General features: G+C 69.9%; 19 protein-coding genes. 10 read left to right on the plus strand and 9 right to left on the minus strand.

What is annotated here, in order from left to right:
• Positions 1-29: 29 nt before the first annotated feature.
• Positions 30-524 carry a CGNR zinc finger domain-containing protein gene (locus HNR30_RS01050; protein ID WP_181607332.1) on the minus strand — a complete coding sequence of 165 codons (495 nt, stop codon included), beginning with the start codon at positions 522-524 and terminating at the stop codon, positions 30-32.
• Between the two features lie 30 nt (positions 525-554).
• Here HNR30_RS01050 and HNR30_RS01055 point away from each other — a divergent pair, with 30 nt between their 5' ends.
• Entirely contained in the window at positions 555-860 is a 306-nt protein-coding gene (locus HNR30_RS01055) for an antibiotic biosynthesis monooxygenase family protein (protein ID WP_181607335.1), read from the plus strand.
• Here the strand turns inward: HNR30_RS01055 and HNR30_RS01060 are convergent.
• Positions 836-2,251: an aminotransferase-like domain-containing protein gene (locus tag HNR30_RS01060; RefSeq protein WP_181607339.1), complete on the minus strand. Its 1,416-nt coding sequence runs from the start codon at positions 2,249-2,251 to the stop codon at positions 836-838. The genes HNR30_RS01055 and HNR30_RS01060 overlap by 25 nt on opposite strands.
• An 88-nt stretch (positions 2,252-2,339) precedes the next feature.
• Here HNR30_RS01060 and HNR30_RS01065 point away from each other — a divergent pair, with 88 nt between their 5' ends.
• The 4 genes from HNR30_RS01065 to HNR30_RS01080 all read left to right on the plus strand — a co-directional run bounded on the left by HNR30_RS01065 (position 2,340) and on the right by HNR30_RS01080 (position 5,615).
• On the plus strand, positions 2,340-3,242 hold the full coding sequence (locus HNR30_RS01065) for a DMT family transporter (RefSeq protein ID WP_220133131.1): 903 nt from the start codon (positions 2,340-2,342) through the stop codon (positions 3,240-3,242).
• 28 nt (positions 3,243-3,270) lie between these two features.
• On the plus strand, positions 3,271-4,293 hold the full coding sequence (locus tag HNR30_RS01070; RefSeq protein WP_181607346.1) for a hypothetical protein: 1,023 nt from the start codon (positions 3,271-3,273) through the stop codon (positions 4,291-4,293).
• Between the two features lie 197 nt (positions 4,294-4,490).
• Positions 4,491-5,099 carry a hypothetical protein gene (locus HNR30_RS01075; RefSeq protein WP_181607348.1) on the plus strand — a complete coding sequence of 203 codons (609 nt, stop codon included), beginning with the start codon at positions 4,491-4,493 and terminating at the stop codon, positions 5,097-5,099.
• A gap of 69 nt (positions 5,100-5,168) precedes the next feature.
• Positions 5,169-5,615, plus strand: a complete 447-nt coding sequence (locus HNR30_RS01080) for a GNAT family N-acetyltransferase (protein ID WP_181607351.1) — start codon at positions 5,169-5,171, stop codon at positions 5,613-5,615.
• 81 nt (positions 5,616-5,696) lie between these two features.
• Here the strand turns inward: HNR30_RS01080 and HNR30_RS01085 are convergent, their stop codons facing one another.
• The 4 genes from HNR30_RS01085 to HNR30_RS01100 form a co-directional block, all read right to left on the minus strand.
• Positions 5,697-6,434 (minus strand): methyltransferase domain-containing protein, encoded by a 738-nt coding sequence (locus tag HNR30_RS01085; protein WP_181607353.1) that lies wholly within the window; start codon positions 6,432-6,434, stop codon positions 5,697-5,699.
• Positions 6,435-6,456: 22 nt separating this feature from the next.
• Positions 6,457-6,936 (minus strand): GntR family transcriptional regulator, encoded by a 480-nt coding sequence (locus HNR30_RS01090; RefSeq protein WP_181607355.1) that lies wholly within the window; start codon positions 6,934-6,936, stop codon positions 6,457-6,459.
• 1,205 nt (positions 6,937-8,141) lie between these two features.
• Complete coding sequence (locus HNR30_RS01095; protein WP_181607358.1) at positions 8,142-8,846, minus strand: JAB domain-containing protein; 705 nt, start codon at positions 8,844-8,846, stop codon at positions 8,142-8,144.
• A 366-nt stretch (positions 8,847-9,212) separates the two neighbouring features.
• Entirely contained in the window at positions 9,213-9,923 is a 711-nt protein-coding gene (locus HNR30_RS01100; protein ID WP_181607360.1) for a GntR family transcriptional regulator, read from the minus strand.
• Between the two features lie 318 nt (positions 9,924-10,241).
• On the opposite strand from HNR30_RS01100, the gene dapA reads away from it, so the two are divergent.
• A complete protein-coding gene (gene dapA / locus HNR30_RS01105) occupies positions 10,242-11,159 on the plus strand; it encodes a 4-hydroxy-tetrahydrodipicolinate synthase (protein WP_181607363.1) in 918 nt (305 codons plus the stop codon).
• 116 nt (positions 11,160-11,275) lie between these two features.
• Positions 11,276-12,961, plus strand: a complete 1,686-nt coding sequence (locus HNR30_RS01110) for a ribonuclease J (RefSeq protein ID WP_181607365.1) — start codon at positions 11,276-11,278, stop codon at positions 12,959-12,961.
• Positions 12,962-13,279: 318 nt separating this feature from the next.
• Here the strand turns inward: HNR30_RS01110 and HNR30_RS01115 are convergent, their stop codons facing one another.
• From HNR30_RS01115 to HNR30_RS01125, 3 genes are read right to left on the minus strand one after another with little or no spacing between them, the layout of a single operon-like run.
• Positions 13,280-14,038, minus strand: a complete 759-nt coding sequence (locus HNR30_RS01115; RefSeq protein ID WP_181607369.1) for a hypothetical protein — start codon at positions 14,036-14,038, stop codon at positions 13,280-13,282.
• Positions 14,035-14,748, minus strand: a complete 714-nt coding sequence (locus HNR30_RS01120; protein ID WP_181607371.1) for an ABC transporter permease — start codon at positions 14,746-14,748, stop codon at positions 14,035-14,037. Before HNR30_RS01120 ends, HNR30_RS01115 begins: the two co-directional genes overlap by 4 nt.
• Positions 14,745-15,455, minus strand: coding sequence for an ABC transporter ATP-binding protein (locus tag HNR30_RS01125; protein WP_181607374.1), 711 nt, complete (start codon positions 15,453-15,455; stop codon positions 14,745-14,747). The genes HNR30_RS01120 and HNR30_RS01125 overlap by 4 nt, the downstream gene beginning before the upstream one ends.
• Positions 15,456-15,655: 200 nt before the next feature.
• Between HNR30_RS01125 and HNR30_RS01130 the strand changes: the two genes are divergently transcribed.
• Genes HNR30_RS01130 through HNR30_RS01140 form a run of 3 tightly spaced genes read left to right on the plus strand, consistent with a single transcriptional unit; the run spans position 15,656 to position 18,017 of the window.
• Entirely contained in the window at positions 15,656-16,897 is a 1,242-nt protein-coding gene (locus tag HNR30_RS01130) for a sensor histidine kinase (RefSeq protein ID WP_181607377.1), read from the plus strand.
• Positions 16,894-17,532, plus strand: a complete 639-nt coding sequence (locus HNR30_RS01135) for a response regulator (protein ID WP_181607380.1) — start codon at positions 16,894-16,896, stop codon at positions 17,530-17,532. The genes HNR30_RS01130 and HNR30_RS01135 overlap by 4 nt, the downstream gene beginning before the upstream one ends.
• Positions 17,529-18,017 (plus strand): DUF402 domain-containing protein, encoded by a 489-nt coding sequence (locus HNR30_RS01140; RefSeq protein WP_181607382.1) that lies wholly within the window; start codon positions 17,529-17,531, stop codon positions 18,015-18,017. Before HNR30_RS01135 ends, HNR30_RS01140 begins: the two co-directional genes overlap by 4 nt.
• Positions 18,018-18,021 lie beyond the last annotated feature (4 nt).

The following is an 18,021-nucleotide window of genomic DNA, read 5'->3' on the forward strand; positions in this document are numbered from 1 at the left end:
CGCGAACCGGAGGATCTCCCGCGCACGTGTTACACCGTATCGGTCATTGGGCCCTCCCGTTGACGCGAACCCGCCTTCCTAGCCCGGTAGGCGCGGGTTTTCGTGCGATTACCGCACACTCTCATGTCACACCAGGCTCGCGATCTGTTCTTCGAAGCGTCGATGAAAGCCCATTGACATGTGTGCTCCGCGCACACCTTCAGCCTCTCCCACCCCGGCCGCATCGTGGCGGCGGCGATCCTGGCCAGTCCCCCCTGCACGCCCTGGGCGATCGGGACGAGCGTCCCGGGCGTGTCCACCCTCAGCGGGAGTTCCGGGAGCCGCCGGTCCTGGCCGTGCAGGATCGCGCGCAGGCTCTCCCTGAGCGTGACCGCGAGAGCCAGGTCCTCCTCGGTGGCCCGATCGCCGTCGCCGATCAGGGAGCGCTCGCGCAACCACACGGACAGCTCGGCGGGAGACGACAGCTCTTCCGCCTCCGAGTCCACCGTGTAGGTGTTCAGGAAATCCCGGATGAGTGCCACCATGTCACCACTGTAGGACGTTCGGAGGTTGCTGTGATCGTGCGTACGTGGAGAGGCTGGACCCGTCCCGAGGACGCGCCGGCCTACGAGACCTACCTGATGAAGACCGGGTTCGCCGGGTACACCAGCACGCCGGGGAATCTGGGGGTGCACTTCACCCGTCGCGAGGTCGACGGCCGGGCGGAGTTCTTCCTGCTCTCCTACTGGGAGTCGATGGAGGCGGTGCGCGCCTTCGCGGGGGAGGATCCCTCGGTCGCGGTCTTCTACGACGAGGACGACGACTTCCTGATCGACCGGGAACGCACCGTCGAGCACTACGAGGTGTTCGCCAGCGCCTGAGTGCGGGCCAGGGCCCGGGCCAGGCGGTCGACGCCTTCGGAGAGCTCGGCGGCGTGGGCGGCCTGGTTGTGGCTGAGCCTGAGGCGGGGGCCGGGCGGCTCGGCCGGGTAGTAGATCCTGCCCGGGCTCACCAGCACGCCGCACCTCCTGGCCTCTTCGACCAGGGCGCCCTCGTCGGTCTCCGGCGGCAGCCGTACCCACAGGTGGTGGCCGCCGATGGGCAGCAGGTGCGGTTCCACGCCGGTGAGGCGGGCGGCGATCGCGGCGGCCAGCGTGTCGCGGCGCTGGATCAGGTCGGTGTGCACGGCTTTGAGGTGCCTGGGCCAGGCGGCCGACGTGACGAACTCCAGGGCCGTCTCCTGCAGCGGGCGGGCGACGAAGAACGACTCCACGAGCTGGCTGGAGCGCAGCCGCCGTCCGGCGGGGCCGCGGGCGATCACCGCGGCCAGGCGCAGGCTCGGCGAGAGCACCTTGGTCAGCGAGTTGATGTGGACGACGGTCCCGTGGTGGTCCATCGACACCATGGGCGCGGGCGCGTGCGGAGTGAGATAGCGGGCGTAGTCGTCCTCGATGACGAACGCGCCGTTGGCGCGGGCGATGTCGAGCACCTGGCGCCGGCGATCGGCGGTCAGCGTCGCGCCCGTCGGGTTGTGCAGGGTCGGCTGGCAGTAGAAGACCCGCGCCCCCGTCAGCGCGAACGCCTCGGCCAGCAGGTCGGGGCGCACCCCTTCTGTGTCGGTCGGCACCGCCGTCGCCCGCAGGCCCGCCGCCTTCGCCGCGGCCAGGGCGCCGGGGTAGGTCGGCGTCTCCATCAGCAGCGGGGTGCCCGGCGCGGCCAGCGACCTGAACGCGTGCGTCAGGGCGGCCTGGCCGCCGCTCACCACCAGCACGTCCGCCGCCGTCACCTCGCCGCCTGCCTGGTCGGCGAACCACCGGCGCAGCTCCGCCAGGCCGGTGAGCGGCGGCATCGCCCAGGCGTCGGGCCGGCGTACGGCACGCGCCGCCGCCTGGGCGAGGTGCTTGTCGGGTCTGATGCGGGGGTTGAGGTAGCCGCCGGTGAGGGGGATCACCCCGTCAGGAGGCGGGGTGAGGAGTGCGGCGACGCCCGATTCGTCCACGACTCTGTCGCCGAGGGCGACGGTCTGCCAGGAGAGGTCGGCGCTCTCGGTCGTCCTGGTGACCGGGTGGGCCACGTAGGCGCCGCTGCCCGGCCTGGTGACCACCCTGCCCTCGGCGGCGAGCCTGCCGATCGCGCGTGACACGGTCACGGGGCTGACGTTGTGGCGTCTGATCAGCTCCCGGCTGGAGGGCAGGCGGTCGCCGGGGGCGAGGGCGGCGGCCTCCGCCCGCAGTATCGCGGCCAGCTGGGCGATACTGCTATCGTCGTTCATGAAGAATGATGATAGCGCTACTGATGCCTGGACAGTAGCGGTTCCGCTGGCCATCCGGAGTGACGAGCTCGACGCCGTGGGCGCGAGGATGGCTGGACCTGCTGGACCTGCTGGCTCTGCGGCCGGTGCGGAGCGGCGTGGCACCGTCCTGGCCTTTCTCGGTGTGCTGGCCTTCTCCGGGTCCTTCCCCGCGACCGTGTTCGCCATGGAGGGCTTCGACCCCTGGCTGGTGGCCATCGGGCGAGCGCTCCTGGCCGGAGTGATCGCGGCGGTGTGCCTCAAGGCGGCGCGCCTCCCGCTGATGCCGCCGCGGGCCCTGTGGCCGTCCTACGCCCTGATCTCCGCCGGGGTGGTCTTCGGCTTCCCGGTGTTCAGCGGGCTCGCGCTGCACCTGGGCGCGAGCACCTCCCACTCGGCGGTCGTCATCGGCCTGCTGCCCGCCGCGACGGCCGCCTTCGCGGTCCTGCGCGCCGGAGAGCGGCCCAAGCCGTTGTTCTGGGCGGCGTGCGCGGCCGGAGCGGCGGCGATCACGGTCTTCACCGTCGCGCAGGGCGGCGGCAGTCTGACCTGGCCCGACCTGCTTCTGGTCGGGGCGCTGCTGTCGGCCGCCATCGGCTACACCGAGGGGGCGCGCCTGACCAGGAACGAGCCGGGATGGAGGGTGATCTCCTACACGCTCGTCCTGTCGTTGCCCGTCACCGCGCCCGTGACGGCCGCCCTGGCGGCCACGACGGAGATCACGTTCAGCTGGACGGCTGTCGCCGGGTTCGCCTATGTGGGGGCGATCTCGATGTTCCTGGGCTTCGTGCCCTGGTACAAGGGACTGGCCATGGGCGGGATCGCCAGGGCGGGGCAGACCCAGCTGACCCAGCCGCTGCTCACGCTGGTGTGGGCGTGGTCGCTCATGGGGGAGGAGTTCGGGCTGGAGACGGTGGCGGGAGCGCTGGCCGTCCTGGTGTGCGTCGCCGTCACGCAGCGCAGCCGCAATTGAACCGCTCAGACGGGGGCAGGGGGCCGGTATGGCAGACCTCAATGTGCCCGACGGCGGCTTCTGGCCCGCGCCCGAGGTGCCGCAGCCGAACATCTACCCGATGGAGTGGCGGGTCGAGACCGAGAAGCTGGCGCAGATCTACGAGAAGTCCAAACGGCAGGTGTGGAACCCCGCCGACCTGCCATGGGACGGGCTGCGCGCCGAGGACTTCAGCCGTGAGCAGCGGCTGGGGATCATGTACTGGTTCTCGGTGCTGGCCAACTTCGACGCGTCGGGGCCGGCGGTCTTCGCCCGCGCGACGATCCAGGCCTTCGAGAAACACGAGGAGGATCCGGTCCGCAAGTGCTTCTTCTCCATCACACGCGACGAGATGAACCACGAGGAGTGCTGCCAGCGCACGATCGCCCGGTTGTGGCCGGGCGGGCCGCTGAACTGGACGCCCGGCGACGACCTGGAGAGGGCGGCGCACAACAACGTCGGATGGCTCTACCACAACGGCGGGCGGTACTGGCACGGGTACAACGCCGCCGTCGGCAGGTACAGCCTGCCGGTGCTGTTCACCAGCTTCATGATGGGGGAGATGGCCGCTTCGACGCTGTTCAGGGGGATGGCGTCGGGGACGTCGCATCCGGTGTTCTCGGAGATGTTCCACAGGATCGGGCGGGACGAGTCCAGGCATCTGCAGATCTGCATGACGATCCTGGAGAACGAATGGCCGGGGCTGACCGACGACGTGCGCTCGCTGATCACCCGGCAGCTGCGGGCGGGGTTCGTGTTCCTGTCGATGATCCTCTGCGAGCCGCCCGGCGGGTTCTGGGAGCTGCCGCCGTACTTCCTGGACAACCACCGGGTGCTCATGAACCACGCGCGTGAGGGCGGGCTCGGGGTGTTGTCGTACGAGGAGCAGGCGGAGAACTGGCGGGTGGCGATGGCCCGGGTGCGGACGATCGTGGAGAGGTGGGGGATCGCGTTTCCGGCGATTCCCGAGCTGGATCTGGACGGGGTCGAGGTGGACGTGATCGATCCGGAGGACATCATCCCGGTGTTCTGAGGATCGGGGTTCCTCTGCGGCTCCTCTTTGGCTCCTCTGCGGTTCCTCTGTAGCCGATTCTGGCGTTACGACATATCCGGATTTATGCGGACGATAGGCTGCCGGGCGGTCATCTGCCAGGCGTCTTAGACGACATGCAACCGGGCTGCAAGTCCGATGTGGGTGGATGATCCGCAACCGCATCGAATGGAGTTCCGATGGCACACCGTCTCACGCGCGTCACCGCCGTGACCGGCAGCTTCTTCCTCGCCCTGACCCTCGCACCGGCCGCGGCAAGCGCCACCACCGGCGTCGCCGCCGGTGCCACCGCAGGCGTCACCGCGGCGCCGGTCGCGTCCGCCGCGTTCAGCGCCCCCACGGTCACAGCAGCAGTGGCACCGGTCCTCAAGGTTGGAGGCGCCTCCCTGGACACCGCTCGGGTGAAGGTCAACTATCCGACCAGGCAGAGCGCGTACCAGCCGATCAGCTACACCTACACCGTGTGGAAGTCCTACGTGTTCGAGGGCCAGGTGCTGGTCCTGTACACCGACATCAACCGGGGCAACGTCTCCAAGATCCGCATCACCCGCCGCGCCCCCAACGCCAAGTGCGGCGTACGCAGGGAGGGGCGCGACTACAACGCCTACTGCATCATCACCCGGCCCGAGAAGTGGAAGCGCTTCTCCATGACCGTCAAGGTCTGGCCGCGCCGCCTCTCGTCGGTCATCGCCGACCACTACTGGGGCGGAGGCGACTACGGCGTCAGCACCGACAGCATCGCCCAGGCCGACAAGTTCGCCCGCACGCGTACGCGCCTGCTCTACTGACACACGTTTCTCCCCTTGGGGCGTTCCCGGCTGCCGCCGGGGGCGCCCTTTTCGTTTAGGTTTGCTCTCATGCTCCGCCTCGAAGAGATCACTCCCGAGAACCTGCCGGACGCCGTGAACGTGAAGGTCGCACCCCAGCAGGAACGATTCGTCGCCCCGGTGCTCAACTCCCTCGCCGAGGCGTACGCGTCCAGGGAGACCGCCTGGCCGCGGCTCGTGTACGACGGGGAGCGGGCGGTGGCGTTCATCATGGGCAACTTCGACCCCGGCCACGAGATCGAGGCCTTCAGGTGCGGGATCTGGCGCCTCAACGTCGCCGGCGACGCCCAGGGCAAGGGGTACGGGCGGTTCGCGGTCGACGCGTTCCTGGAGGAGGCGCGCAAGCGGGGGAACGCGCGGGCGACCGTGCTGTGGGAGCAGGGGGAGGGCGGGCCGGAGGGCTTCTACCTGCGGCTCGGGTTCCGGCCCACGGGCGAGGTGCTGTTCGGGGAGACGGTGGGGGCCATCGAGCTCTGAGCCCTTCGTGAGGGGTACGGCAGGCGCACACGGTTGGCGTGCCTTCTCAGGTCCCCCCGCGCGGTCATCTCTTCCGCGCGGTCATCTCTTCCGTGCAGTCAATGCGAACCGCCACGCGGTCGCCCGCAACGGCATCCCTTCATGCACCCGCCGCAGCCGCTCGTCATACCCCTCCACCGAGAACCCCGGCACCTGCCAGTCAGCGATGCGCAGGAACAACACCAGCGCCCCCACATCCCGGAACACCGCCTCCGAGGCCCGCTCCTCCTGCCACGTAACCTCGAACCCCGCCTCCACCAACCCCCCGGCCGCCGACGCCAGGTCCCACTCGTACACCTCATGCCGGGGCCCACCCAGCGCCAGATTCACCTCCTCCAGATCCCGCCCACCGACCTGCTGCGTGACGAACACGCCACCAGGCTTCAACACCCGATACACCTCGCCAGGATCGAACGACTCGTGCCGGTTGATCACCAGCTCGAACGCCTCGTCCGCGAAGGCGAGCACCTCGTCCTCACCCACCTCCACCACCTCGACCCCCAGCGGCTCCAGCCGGGCCCTGGCGACGGGCACGTTCGGCGCATACCCCTCGGTGGCCGCCGTCCTGGCCGGCAGCGGCGCCAGAGCGGCCAGGAACTCCCCGCCGCCGGTGCCCATGTCGAGCATGGAGGAGACGGCGGCCATGCGGTCGCGCACGAGGTGCTCGTAGTTCCAGGGGAGGCGGTCGGTGTGCTCTTCATAGCGGTCCTTGAAGACGTCGAAGTCCCAGCCTTCGAAGGGGGTCGCCAGCGCTTCGGAGATCAGATGGTCGTAGTCCATGTGATCATTCTCGCCGCGGGGTCTAGCGGTTTTCCGGCCACGACTCGGGCGGCGCGACGAAGCTCCCTCGCTGCGGGACGGTGTAGATCCACCCTTGCTCGCGCAGGAGAGCGATGCCCCGGCGTGCAGTCTCCCGCGCCACGCCGTACCTGCTGACCAGGGCCGACTCGGTCGGGATCCGCCGCTTGGGCGGGAACTCGCCCGAGCGGATCTTCTGAACGATGTCGTCGGCGATCTGCTGGAACATGGGAGTCTGTCGAGGGGCTCTCGGTGCGTCGGTGGCAGTCCCTACGAAGGTTCCTTCGCCCTGGACCGTGTAGATGTGGCCCTCCTCGCGAAGAACGTGAATGGCTCGACGGGCTGTGGTCCGTGCGACGCCGAACTCATGCTGGATCTCGCTCTCGCTGGGAACGCGCGAACCTGGCGCGAGGTCGGCGATGCGATTGCGGATGATCTCTGCGACCTGCAGGTAAAGATGCTGGTCGCCGTCGTAGTCGAGCACACCCGCAAGATAGGCGAACCGGGATGTTATTGGGCAAATAGATACGCCTATTTAAGCGTTCTAATGGAAGTGACTAGTCAAGGAGATACAACTAGACGTAAGCTTGCGGCATGCGCTCCCCCCACTGCGTCGGCAGGCACGTGGTCTTCGATCCGGGCATCTGGTATCCGGCCGTGCCCCGAACGGATCGCCTGCGCGTCCGCGATCACAGCTGTAGTTGCGGAGTGGTGATCTACGAGCTGTGCGAGGCGGGAGGGCTGCAGTTCATCCGACGAATACGGCCTGGAAACGGACAAACGGTGGTCGAAGAATCCGGACGGGAGATCGCCTCGAAGATAGGCCCCCTATGGGCCCGCATGCTGCAGGGCGAGACGTGATCGCCATGAGGCGCATGAGGCGATGGCGGTGGTGGATGACGCGTCGCCGCCGGTCGGCGTGCCCGTGTTGCCTGGCGCTGTGCCGCAGGGCTTCTGCTTGATCGTTGCAGGTTGGAGAACATCAGCTCCCGGTCGCTCGTGTGTCTGACCTCGCACGGCGGCTGGGTAGCGGCTCCGCGGAGGAGAGGGGAGCCGCGGAGCCGCGTCAGAACTGCGCGAGGCCCTCCCCTCGCGCAGATGAACCCAGGATGGCGCGGTCGCGTCTCCTGAGGACCCTGCTTTGGCAAGCATCCATGGTTCACGTGTGGTGACGTCCATGGGTGTTGCTGGAGCGGGTTGCTGGTAGGAGGGCCCGATGATCATCCCCTTCGCAGTCACGAGAATCGGGCCCTTCGTGCAGCCAATGCCGACCGTTCGTCGACGCTGGGCGGATCGTGCGGCAGTCCTCTGGACCGCGGGGTGCCTTGACTGCGGTGGGCGATCTGATGGCCACCCCGATGAGCCGGGTCTTGGCGCAGCAAGAATGCTGGCAGCGGGGTCGTAGCGGTCCGGCGCCTGTCCGGGGAGGCGCTGGACCGCTCCCGTGCTTCGGTAGTTCCTGTTCCGAAGCCATGAGGAGCAAGCCCCATCGTGGCCGTGCTCTTGGGAACGGCGATCACGAGGCGCCCGACCATGGTGTGCGCGGCGAAGCCGCGCCTATGGAGCGCGCGCGAGCCGGAGGCGAGCACCGCAGATTCGGGTGGGATCCAAGCGAGTGACCCAGGAAGCGCGTCACGGGTGGGCCGGGGGCGGAGGCCCTCGTGCGGGGCCTGGGGCGGGGCCACAGTGTCACGGCCCGAGCTCGTCCGCGCCGGAGGCGCCGGCTGGCGAGGACCTTGCCGTGGGGATGCGGCGCCAGGCGGTGTCGGTGACGATCAGGTGGTCGAGGAAGCGCAGGCCGACGGTTTCCGCAGCCAAGGACAGGTGATCCGTCGCCGCGAGGTCGGCAGGGCTTGGGGTGAGGGAGCCGCTGGGGTGGTTGTGGGCGATGCCGAACGACGCGCCGCCCGAGGTGAGCACCGAGGTGATGACCTCCCGGACGGGGACGAGGGTGTGGTCGGTGCCGCCCTCCGTGAGAACGGTACGGCGGAGCACAGCGCCTCTGGCGTCGCAGACGATGACCGCCAGGCGTTCGCGGGAGTGGCCGCGGAGCAGGGGAGCGGCTACCGAGGCCAGGTCTGAGCTGCTGGTGATGCGGGTGCGTGAGGGTTGTGCCGCTGCTCGCCGTACGAGATCGAAGGCCGCGGCGACGCGGGCGGCCTTGGCGGGGCCGATGCCGGGTACGGCCAGCAGGCGGTGGGCTTCCGAGCGGGACAGGGAGGTGAGGTCGCCGCAGTGGGAGATCACCTGGGCGGCCAGGTCGACGGCGCTGGTGCCGTGGAAGCCGGAGCCGAGGAGGATGGCGAGGAGTTCGCGGTCGGCCAGGGCCGAGGGGCCGCGCGAGAGCAGGCGTTCGCGGGGGCGTTCGGTGGCGGGCAGGTCTTTGACGCGCATCAGTACACCTCCGGTTGGGCACCGGGATGGTTGTACCAGCGGGGGCTGACAATCCTCGGGCGTCGGCCGCGCGGAGGGCGGGGATGAGGATCTTCCGGAAGGGTGCGAAGGACGGGGGATCTTCCGAAGCGTGCAGAGGGGCCGGGAGGGGCGATCTTCCGGAGCGCGCGGAAGGTTGGAGGGTGGAGATCGTCCGGAGCGTGCGGGAGGGGCGGGGAGGGTGGGGATCGTCCGGAGCGTGCGAAGGGCCGGAGGGCGGGGATCCTCCGGAGGTGGAGGGGTCCCTGATGGGAGGGCCTCCGGAGGAAGCTGCGATGCCGTTCCCCGACACCGGCCCGCCCCGGTGCGAAGGCGGGCCGAGGTGCGTCAGACGGGCAGGCTGTAGACCACCTGGAAACGATCACCGGGGATGACGATGTCGCTCGTCTCGACGGGCCGGTCGCCGGCCCAGTGGGTGCGTTCGACGTGAAGCACGTGGACCCCCGCCGGCAGGTCGAGGGCGTCGCTCTCGCTGGGCTGGGGGACGCGGGTGTGGACGCGCTCCACGATCTCGGTGATCTTGATGCCGTGAGCGTACATCCGGGCGATCAGGCTGCGCCTGTCGTCGTCGGAGGCCAGCTCAAGAGGCTCGTAGGAGGTGGCGAGTTGGAGGGCCTTGCCGTCGTCGCGGTAGATGTAGTGCGTTTTCGCCACCGGGGCGGCCTCGTCGAGGCGGAGGCGCTGGGCGATCGCAGGCCCGGCTTCCGACTGCTCGCTGTGCCTGTCGAGGGTGACACGGCGGCCCTGGCTCTGCAGGTCCGCGGCAAAGGGGGAGGAGTGTTCAAGATGTCGCCATCGGTGGAGGGGGATGAGGTCGGGACGTTCCCTCACGTAGTGACCGGAGCCGACGCGACCCACGATGAGGCCTTCGTTCGCCAGGACACGGAGGGCGTGCCGGGCGGCTGTCTCGCCGACTTGGTATTTACGGGTCAACTGCGCCCGCGAGGGGATGGGCGCGCCAGGAGGGAGTGAACCGTCGTTGATCTGTCGTCGAATGTCCTCGACGACGCGCAGGTAGACCGGATCGGAGGTGGCCACGAGACCGTCCTTGTAGTGGAGGCCCTGTTAGGGCATTGGGCCCCATGTTGCCGTATTCGGCAGGTAACCTACCGTCATCGAGCGGAGATGGAGTGCCAACTTTGGGCAGGTGAAAAATTCTCCGCGAATCTCTGTAACACCCCCGTAAGGACCACCGATTGTCCGGTAGAGGTCGTCGATGTGTGTACCCCCGAGCACATATCGGCGGCCTCTTCCCAATGGGGCACCCCTACCTGGTTCGTGGACGGGGTTGAGGTTTTCCACAGATGAGGGGTGCCGGGGTCCAAGCGTTTTGCGAATCCGGGTACCGTTCGCTCTATGGCATCGCCTTCTCGTTCCACCGGAGCCCCCTTCGGCCGCATGCTGACCGCCATGGTCACCCCGTTCACCGCCGACGGCGCCGTCGACTACGACCGCGCCCAGTCGCTGGCTGCCTACCTGGTCGATGTCCAGCGCAACGACGGCCTGATCGTGAGCGGAACCACCGGTGAGTCGCCGACCACGAGCGACGCGGAGAAGGAGCGGTTGCTGAAAGCGGTGGTCGAGGCGGTCGGCGATCGGGCGACGGTGGTCGCGGGCGCCGGCACCAACGACACCCATCACAGTGTGGAGCTGGCCAGGTCCGCCGAGCGGGCCGGTGCCCACGGCCTGCTCGTGGTGACGCCGTATTACAACAAGCCCCCGCAGGAGGGGCTCTACCAGCATTTCACCGCCGTTGCCGACGCCACGGGCCTGCCCGTGATGCTCTATGACATTCCGGGCCGCAGTGGCGTCCCGATCGCGACGACCACGCTGATCAGGCTGGCGCAGCACGAGCGCATCGTGGCGGTCAAGGACGCCAAGGGCGACCTGTTCGCCGGCTCGCAGGTGATGCTCGCCACCGACCTGGTCTTCTACTCCGGCGACGACGCGCTCAACCTGGCCTGGCTCGCGTACGGCGGAGCCGGATTCGTCAGCGTCGTCGGCCACGTGGTCGGAGCGGAACTGGCCAGGATGATCGCCGATCACGGCGCGGGACGTGCCGACGAGGCGCGCGCGACGCATCAGCAGCTGATTCCGGTCATCGATGGGATCATGAATCGAGCCGGTGGAGCGATCATGGTCAAGGCGGCACTCAAGCTGGTTGGCCAGCCCGTGGGCGGGCACAGACTCCCCTTGGTGGCCGCCGACGAAGCGCAGATCGCCGAGCTGCGGGCATGCCTGGTGGCCGGCGGAGTGAAGTTGACAGACGTGTAAGGACTGGCGCGAAACGTGGTCACACGACTACCTGTCCAGCGACGAGCCGGTGACTCGTCCGGAAGGCGGTCAGACGAGCGCGTCTCGTGTCAGCAGACGGGGAGGAAAGGACATGCATGAGTCACCCGCATCCTGAACTGGGCTCGCCACCGCCGCTGCCGCAGGGCGGGCTGCGCATCATCGCGCTCGGCGGCCTGGGGGAGATCGGCAGGAACATGGCCGTCTTCGAGTACGACGGCCGCCTGCTGATCGTCGACTGCGGTGTGTTGTTCCCCGATCCCGAACAGCCCGGGGTCGACCTGATTTTGCCCGACTTCGACTACATCAGAGATCGGCTCGACGACGTCGAGGCGATCGTGCTGACGCACGCCCACGAAGACCACATCGGGGCCGTGCCGTACCTCCTGCGTGAGCGGCGCGACATCCCGCTCGTCGGGTCGAGGCTGACGCTGGCCTTCATCGAGGCCAAGCTCACCGAGCACCGCATCCAGCCGGTGAAGCATCAGGTCGTCGAGGGGGAGAGGCACACCTTCGGGCCGTTCGACCTAGAGTTCTTCGCGGTCAACCACTCGATTCCCGACGCCGTGGCGGTGGCCATCCGCACACCGGCGGGCATCGTGCTGCACACCGGCGACTTCCGCATGGACCAGCTGCCCAGCGACGGGCGGCTGACCGACCTGGGCGGATTCGCCCGGCTCGGCAGCGAGGGCGTCGACCTGCTGATGTCCGACTCGACCAACGCCGAGGTGCCGGGCTTCGTCACCAGCGAGCGCGAGATCGGGCCGGTCATCGACGAGGTCATCCGCACCTCGTCCAAGCGCGTGATCGTGGCCAGCTTCGCCTCCCACGTGCACCGCGTGCAGCAGGTGATGGACGCCGCCGCCAGGCATGGCCGCAAGGTCGCGCTGATCGGCCGGTCGATGGTGCGCAACATGGGTGTGGCCCGCGACCTGGGCTACCTCCACGTGCCGCCGGACCTGATCGTCGACGGGCGCGAGATCGAGGGCTGGCCGCCGGAGGACGTGGTGCTGATCTGCACCGGGTCGCAGGGCGAGCCGATGGCGGCGCTGTCGCGCATGGCCAACCGCGACCACCCGATCCGGGTGGCCGAGGGCGACACCGTGCTGCTCGCGTCGAGCCTGGTGCCCGGCAACGAGACCGCGGTCAACAAGGTCATCAACGGGCTGACCAGGTGGGGCGCCCGCGTCGTGCACAAGGGCAACGCCAAGGTGCACGTCTCAGGGCATGCCGCCGCCGGTGAGCTGCTGTACGTCCTCAACCTGGTGCGGCCGTCCAACTTCATGCCGGTGCACGGCGAGTGGCGCCACCTGCGCGCCCACGCCAAGCTCGCCGCGCTCACCGGAGTGCCCGACGACAACATCGTCATCGCCGAGGACGGCGTGGTCGTCGACCTCGTCGACGGGCAGGCCAAGATCACGGGCGCGGTTCAGGCGGGCTACGTCTACGTCGACGGCAGCAGCGTGGGTGAGATCACCGACGTGTCGCTGAAGGACCGGCGCATCCTCGGCGACGAGGGGTTCGTCTCGGTCGTGGTGGTGGTCGACTCCACCACCGGCAAGGTGACCGCGGGGCCGGAGATCCACGCGCGCGGGTCGGGCATCGATCCGACGGCGTTCGAGGACATCATCCCGCAGATCGAGAAGGCGCTGCAGGACCGGGCCGCCGACGGGGTGGTCGACATGCAGCAGATCCGACAGGTGGTGCGCCGCACGGTGGGGCGCTGGGTGAGCGACACCTATCGGCGGCGGCCGATGATCATCCCGGTGGTGGTCGAGGTCTGACGCGCCTGCGTGACGTACGGCGGGGCGGCGAGCCCCCGGGAGCCTGGCTGGATGCCGGGATTCGGGGGGTCGCCGCCCCGGCCTGTGTCGGGGGCACGGAAGAGTACGGCGGGTCGCGGGTCTGAGGCGGGTCCTGGGCAAGGGAAGGGGATGGCGGTCGCGGATCTGAGGCGCGGAGGGCGGCGCAACACGCGGATCGCTCGGCGGGTTGTGAGAGGGGGACGGCGCGTCGCGGATCTGGGGGCGCAGGCCAGAGGGACGGCAGGACACAGGTCTGAGGTGTGGCCGGGGCGAGGGTGATCGCTGCCTGGCCGGGTGTCAGAGGTCACGGCGGCGCAACGCCCAGACTCCCGCGAGCACTGGCACCACCGCGTACGCCGCCAACACCGCGGCGGCGCCTGATGCCGACAGGCGCGTGCCGTACACCGTGTTGGTCAGGTCCGCCCCCACGATGAGCCGCGGCAGCCCGCCGATCATCACCGACCGCCCCCACTCGCCCGCCACCCCCGGCACGTTGAAGGAGATGATCGGAAACACGTACAACACCCCCGCCAGGAGCGCCACGCATGCCGCGACCGACCGCAGCAGGGTGCCGAGCCCGAGGCCGAGCAGGCCGAGCACTACCACCGACAGCCCCGACACCACCAGCAGCGGCACCCGGTCGGCCAGCGGTTCGAGGTGGAATCGATCGCCGACGACGAGGCGCGTCACCAGGGCGGAGCCGAACATCGCGGCCTGCCCGACGATCAGGCCGATCGCGGCGATGCCGGCCGTCTTGCCCGCGAGCACGGGCCAGCGGCGGGGGACGGCGAGGTAGCTGGCCGGAATGTCCTTGACGGCGGCGAGCACGCCGAGGATGCCCAGGCACAGCTGCGGCACGATGATCACGACGTCTTCGAGCTCGGTCAGCTGCGCGGCGTCGCGCCGGGAGGCGGGGGCGGCGTCGTACATGCCGTTGGCCATGAGCGCCAGCCCCGCCGCCATGAGGATGGAGCCGAGCGAGACGGCCAGGACGAGCCAGGTGGAGCGGAGCGAGCGCAGTTTGATCCACTCCGCTCGCAGGGTGTGCGGTGTCATACGTCTCTCCTGGTGAACACGGCCCAGGCGGCGGCCAGCGGGACGGCGGCGTAGAGGAGCAGGAGCCCGATCGCGGCGAGCGGTTCGAGCCCGGCCCGCTCCGGCAGGAAGGCCTGCGGCACGAGGTTGGGCAGCAGGAACGCCCCGATCCGGGTGCTCCATGGCGTCGGCAGCAGGTTGACGATGCCGGGGACGACGAACAGCAGCGCCACCACCCCCGACACGGCGCCCGCGGTGGATCGGGTGACGACGCCGAGGCCGAGCCCGGCCAGGGACAGGACGGTGGCGGCGAGGGCGTGGGCGAGGAGTTGCGCGACGTCGAGCTCGGCCATGGGGTAGTCGCCGACCAGGCGCGCGGCCGAGGCGGTGGCCAGCAGGACGGCGGCGCTGACGGCGAAGGCCGTGAGGGCCACGACGGCGGCCTTGTCGAGGAGCAGGCGGCTGCGGCGCGGGGTGACGGTGAGCGTCTGGCGGATGAGGCCGGTGGCGTACTCCCCGGTCGCGGCCAGGACGCCGATGACGGCCACGGCCAGTTGCACCACCGGCAGGAAGCCCTCCTCGGCGGCAGCGGCGGAACGCAGGCCGCGCTCGTGCCAGATGGAGTCGACGTAGAGGGTCCAGGCGACGCCCAGCACGAGGACGAGGGCGGCCGTGCCGACGGCGTAGTGGGTGGAGGCGGTGCTCCTGAGCTTGATCCATTCGGCTCTCATCGGTACTCCACGCTGGAGCCCGTCAGCTGCAGGTACGCCTCCTCCAGCGAGGGGTAGGCGCTGGTCAGGTCGGAGAGGGGAGTGTCGGCGACGAGCCTGCCGCGGCCGATGATGACCAGATGGTCGGCGGTGAGGGCCATCTCGCTCATGAGGTGGCTCGACAGCAGGATGGTGCGGCCTTCCGCGGCCAGCCCGCGCATGAGGTGGCGGATCCACCGCACCCCGTCGGGGTCGAGGCCGTTGACCGGCTCGTCGAACATCAGCACCGCCGGGTCGCCGAGCAGCGCTCCGGCGATGCCGAGGCGTTGCTGCATGCCGAGGGAGAATCCGCCGACCCGCTTCCTGGCGACCGGGGTGAGCCCGACCTGCGCCAGGACTTCGGCGACGCGGATCTCGCCGATGCCGTGCGTGGCGGCCAGGGCCAGCAGATGGTTGTAGGCGCTGCGGCCCGGGTGCACGGCGGTGGCGTCCAGGAGGGCGCCCACCTCGCGCATCGGCTCGGGCGCCTCGCGGTAGGGACGGCCGTTGACCAGGGCCTGGCCGCTGGTCGGTGTGGCCAGGCCGAGGATGAGGCGCATCGTCGTGGACTTGCCCGCTCCGTTGGGTCCGAGGAAGCCGGTGACCTGTCCTGGCTCGACGCGGAAGGACAGGTCGTCGACGGCGGTGGTGCTCGCGTAGGTCTTGGTCAGGTGTTTGACGTCGATCACGGGGTTCACGCTCTCCCGCGAGGTGGGGGCGGGTCGTCAGACCGGGGGCCGATCTCACGCCCGGGGGTCAGACCAGGGGTTGAGGCAGCGGTGGCCGGGCGTTCCAGGTCAGACCAGGGGTTGAGGCGGCGGTGGCTGGGCGTTCCAGGTCAGACCTGGGGTTGACGCGGCTCGGGGTGGCAGCGGCTAGCGTCGTCGGCATGACCGAGGTGCGCCCCTTCTTCGCCAGGCGGCTGAGCCGTACCCAGCTGGTAGGACTGGACTTGCTGGTGGCCGTGGTGCTGACGATGGCGTTCCTGCCCGCGACGGACCGGCCGGTGCTGGGCGCGCTGCTGGCCCTGCCGCTGGCGGTGCGCCGGGTGTGGCCGCGGACGGTGTTCTGGCTGGTCCTGGCGGTGGCGGTGGTGGCCGTCGCGATGGGGGCCGTCGGTTACGCCTATCTCGCCCCGGCCTACGCGCTCTACGCCGTCGCCTCCACGGGAGGGGAGAGCCGCTGGGCGTCCACGGTGACGGTGTCGGCGGTCGGCGTGGGGTTGCTGGCCTTCCTGGCCGTGGCCGGAGCGGTGCCGGAAGGGGGAAGCGCGCGGACGGCGGTGGACATCATGTTCGGGCTGGCCGCGCTGGCGGGGGCGTGGAGTGTGGGGCGGGCGGTGCACGAGCGCCGCACGTACGCGGCCCGCGACGCGGCGCGGGCCGCCGAGCAGGCCGTGGCCGACGAGCGGTTGCGGATCGCCCGGGAGCTGCACGACGTGGTCACGCACAGCATGGGGTTGATCGCCGTCAAGGCGGGGGTGGCCAACCATGTGCTCGACCGGCGTCCGGAGCAGGCGCGGGAGGCGCTGGCGGTGATCGAGACGACGAGCCGGGGTTCGCTGAACGAGATGCGGTTGTTGCTGGGGGTGCTGCGGGCGGAGCCGTCGCGGCACCCGATGCCCGGCATTTCGGGCTTGGGGGAGTTGGTGGAGCGCAACGGGGGTGTGCTGGAGCTCGCCGTCGCGGGGGAGGTGCCGGAGGGGGCCGGGCTGGCCTGCTACCGGATCGTGCAGGAGGCGCTGACGAACGCCGCCAAGCACGCGCGGGGAGCGGCGTGCCGGGTGGTGGTCGCCGACGAGGGCGGCGCGCTGCGCATCGAGGTGACCGACGAGGGGCCGCCCGGCAAACGACAGCCCGCTACGGGCCACGGCGCGGGCACCGCACGGCAGGCGGGCACGGGCACCGCACGGCAGGCGGCCCCGGGCACCGGCACGAGCACGAGCACGAGCACGAGCCCGAGCACGAGTACGAGCACGCTACGGCAGGTGGCCGCGGGCGAGGGTCACGGGCTGATCGGGATGCGGGAGCGGGTGGCGATGTACGGCGGAGCGTTCGAGGCCGGCCCGCGCCCCGAAGGCGGCTTCCGGGTCCTGGCGACCCTGCCCTACCCGCATGGAGCCCACCCATGATCCGCGTCGTGGTGGCTGACGACCAGGCCCTGCTCAGAGGCAGTTTCCGCGCCCTGGTGGAGTCCGAGCCCGACCTGGCCGTCGTCGGCGAGGCGGCGACGGGGTTCGAGGCCGTCGAGGTGACCTTGCGCGAGCGCCCCGACGTGGTCCTCATGGACGTGCGCATGCCGCGCATGGACGGCATCGAGGCCACCCGCCGGATCGCGGGCGCCGCCAGGGTCCTGATCGTCACCATGTTCGACCTCGACGCCCACGTCTACGACGGCCTGCGCGCGGGGGCCTCGGGTTTCCTGCTGAAGGACACCCCTCCGGCCGACCTGCTCGCGGGCATCAGGACGGTCGCGGCCGGCGAGTCGCTGCTGGCCCCGACGGTCACCCGCCGCCTGATCGAGGAGTACGTGCGCGGCAGGACCCCGAGCGTGAGCCTGGAGGGTGTCACGGAGCGGGAGCGCGAGGTGCTGCTGCTCGTCGCCCGCGGCCTGGCCAATGCGGAGATCGCCGCGCATCTGCATCTGAGTCTGGCGACGGTGAAGACGCACATCGGCCGCCTGCTGGCCAAGCTGCGCGCCCGCGATCGGGCCCAGCTGGTGATCGCGGCCTACGAGAGCGGGTTGGTGATAGTTTCGCCGAAATGAGAGTGGTGTTCACCAAGTACGACGGGACCCTGCACTGGCACCACCCGAGCCGCAGGCTGGGTGAGGACGAGTACGGGGTCTGGATGGGGGCCGTGGCGGGCACGGTCGGGCACAAGGGCGACGGGCCGCCGGTCGTGTGGAAGCAGGCGTTCGTGATGCTCTTCCCGCGCGATGAGGGCTGGGTGGCGCTGTTCAACGCCATGCCGCACGACTGCGAGGTCTACGTCGACGTGACGACGGTGCCGGTGTGGGACGGCGACACGGTGACCATGGCGGATCTGGATCTCGACGTGATCAGGCCGGTCGAGGGCGAGGTCTACCTGGACGACGTGGACGAGTTCGAGGAGCACCAGCGGGTCATGAAGTACCCGGAGGAGCTGATCGCGCAGGCCGAGGAGACCGCCCGCATGCTGATGACGGCGGTGAAGGAGCGCCAGGGCCCGTTCGGCGGCGCGCACGAGCCCTGGCTGGCGATGGTCACCTGACATC

Origin of the sequence: Nonomuraea soli, from assembly GCF_013761175.1 — a bacterium.
Taxonomy (GTDB): Bacteria; Actinomycetota; Actinomycetes; order Streptosporangiales; family Streptosporangiaceae; genus Nonomuraea; species Nonomuraea soli.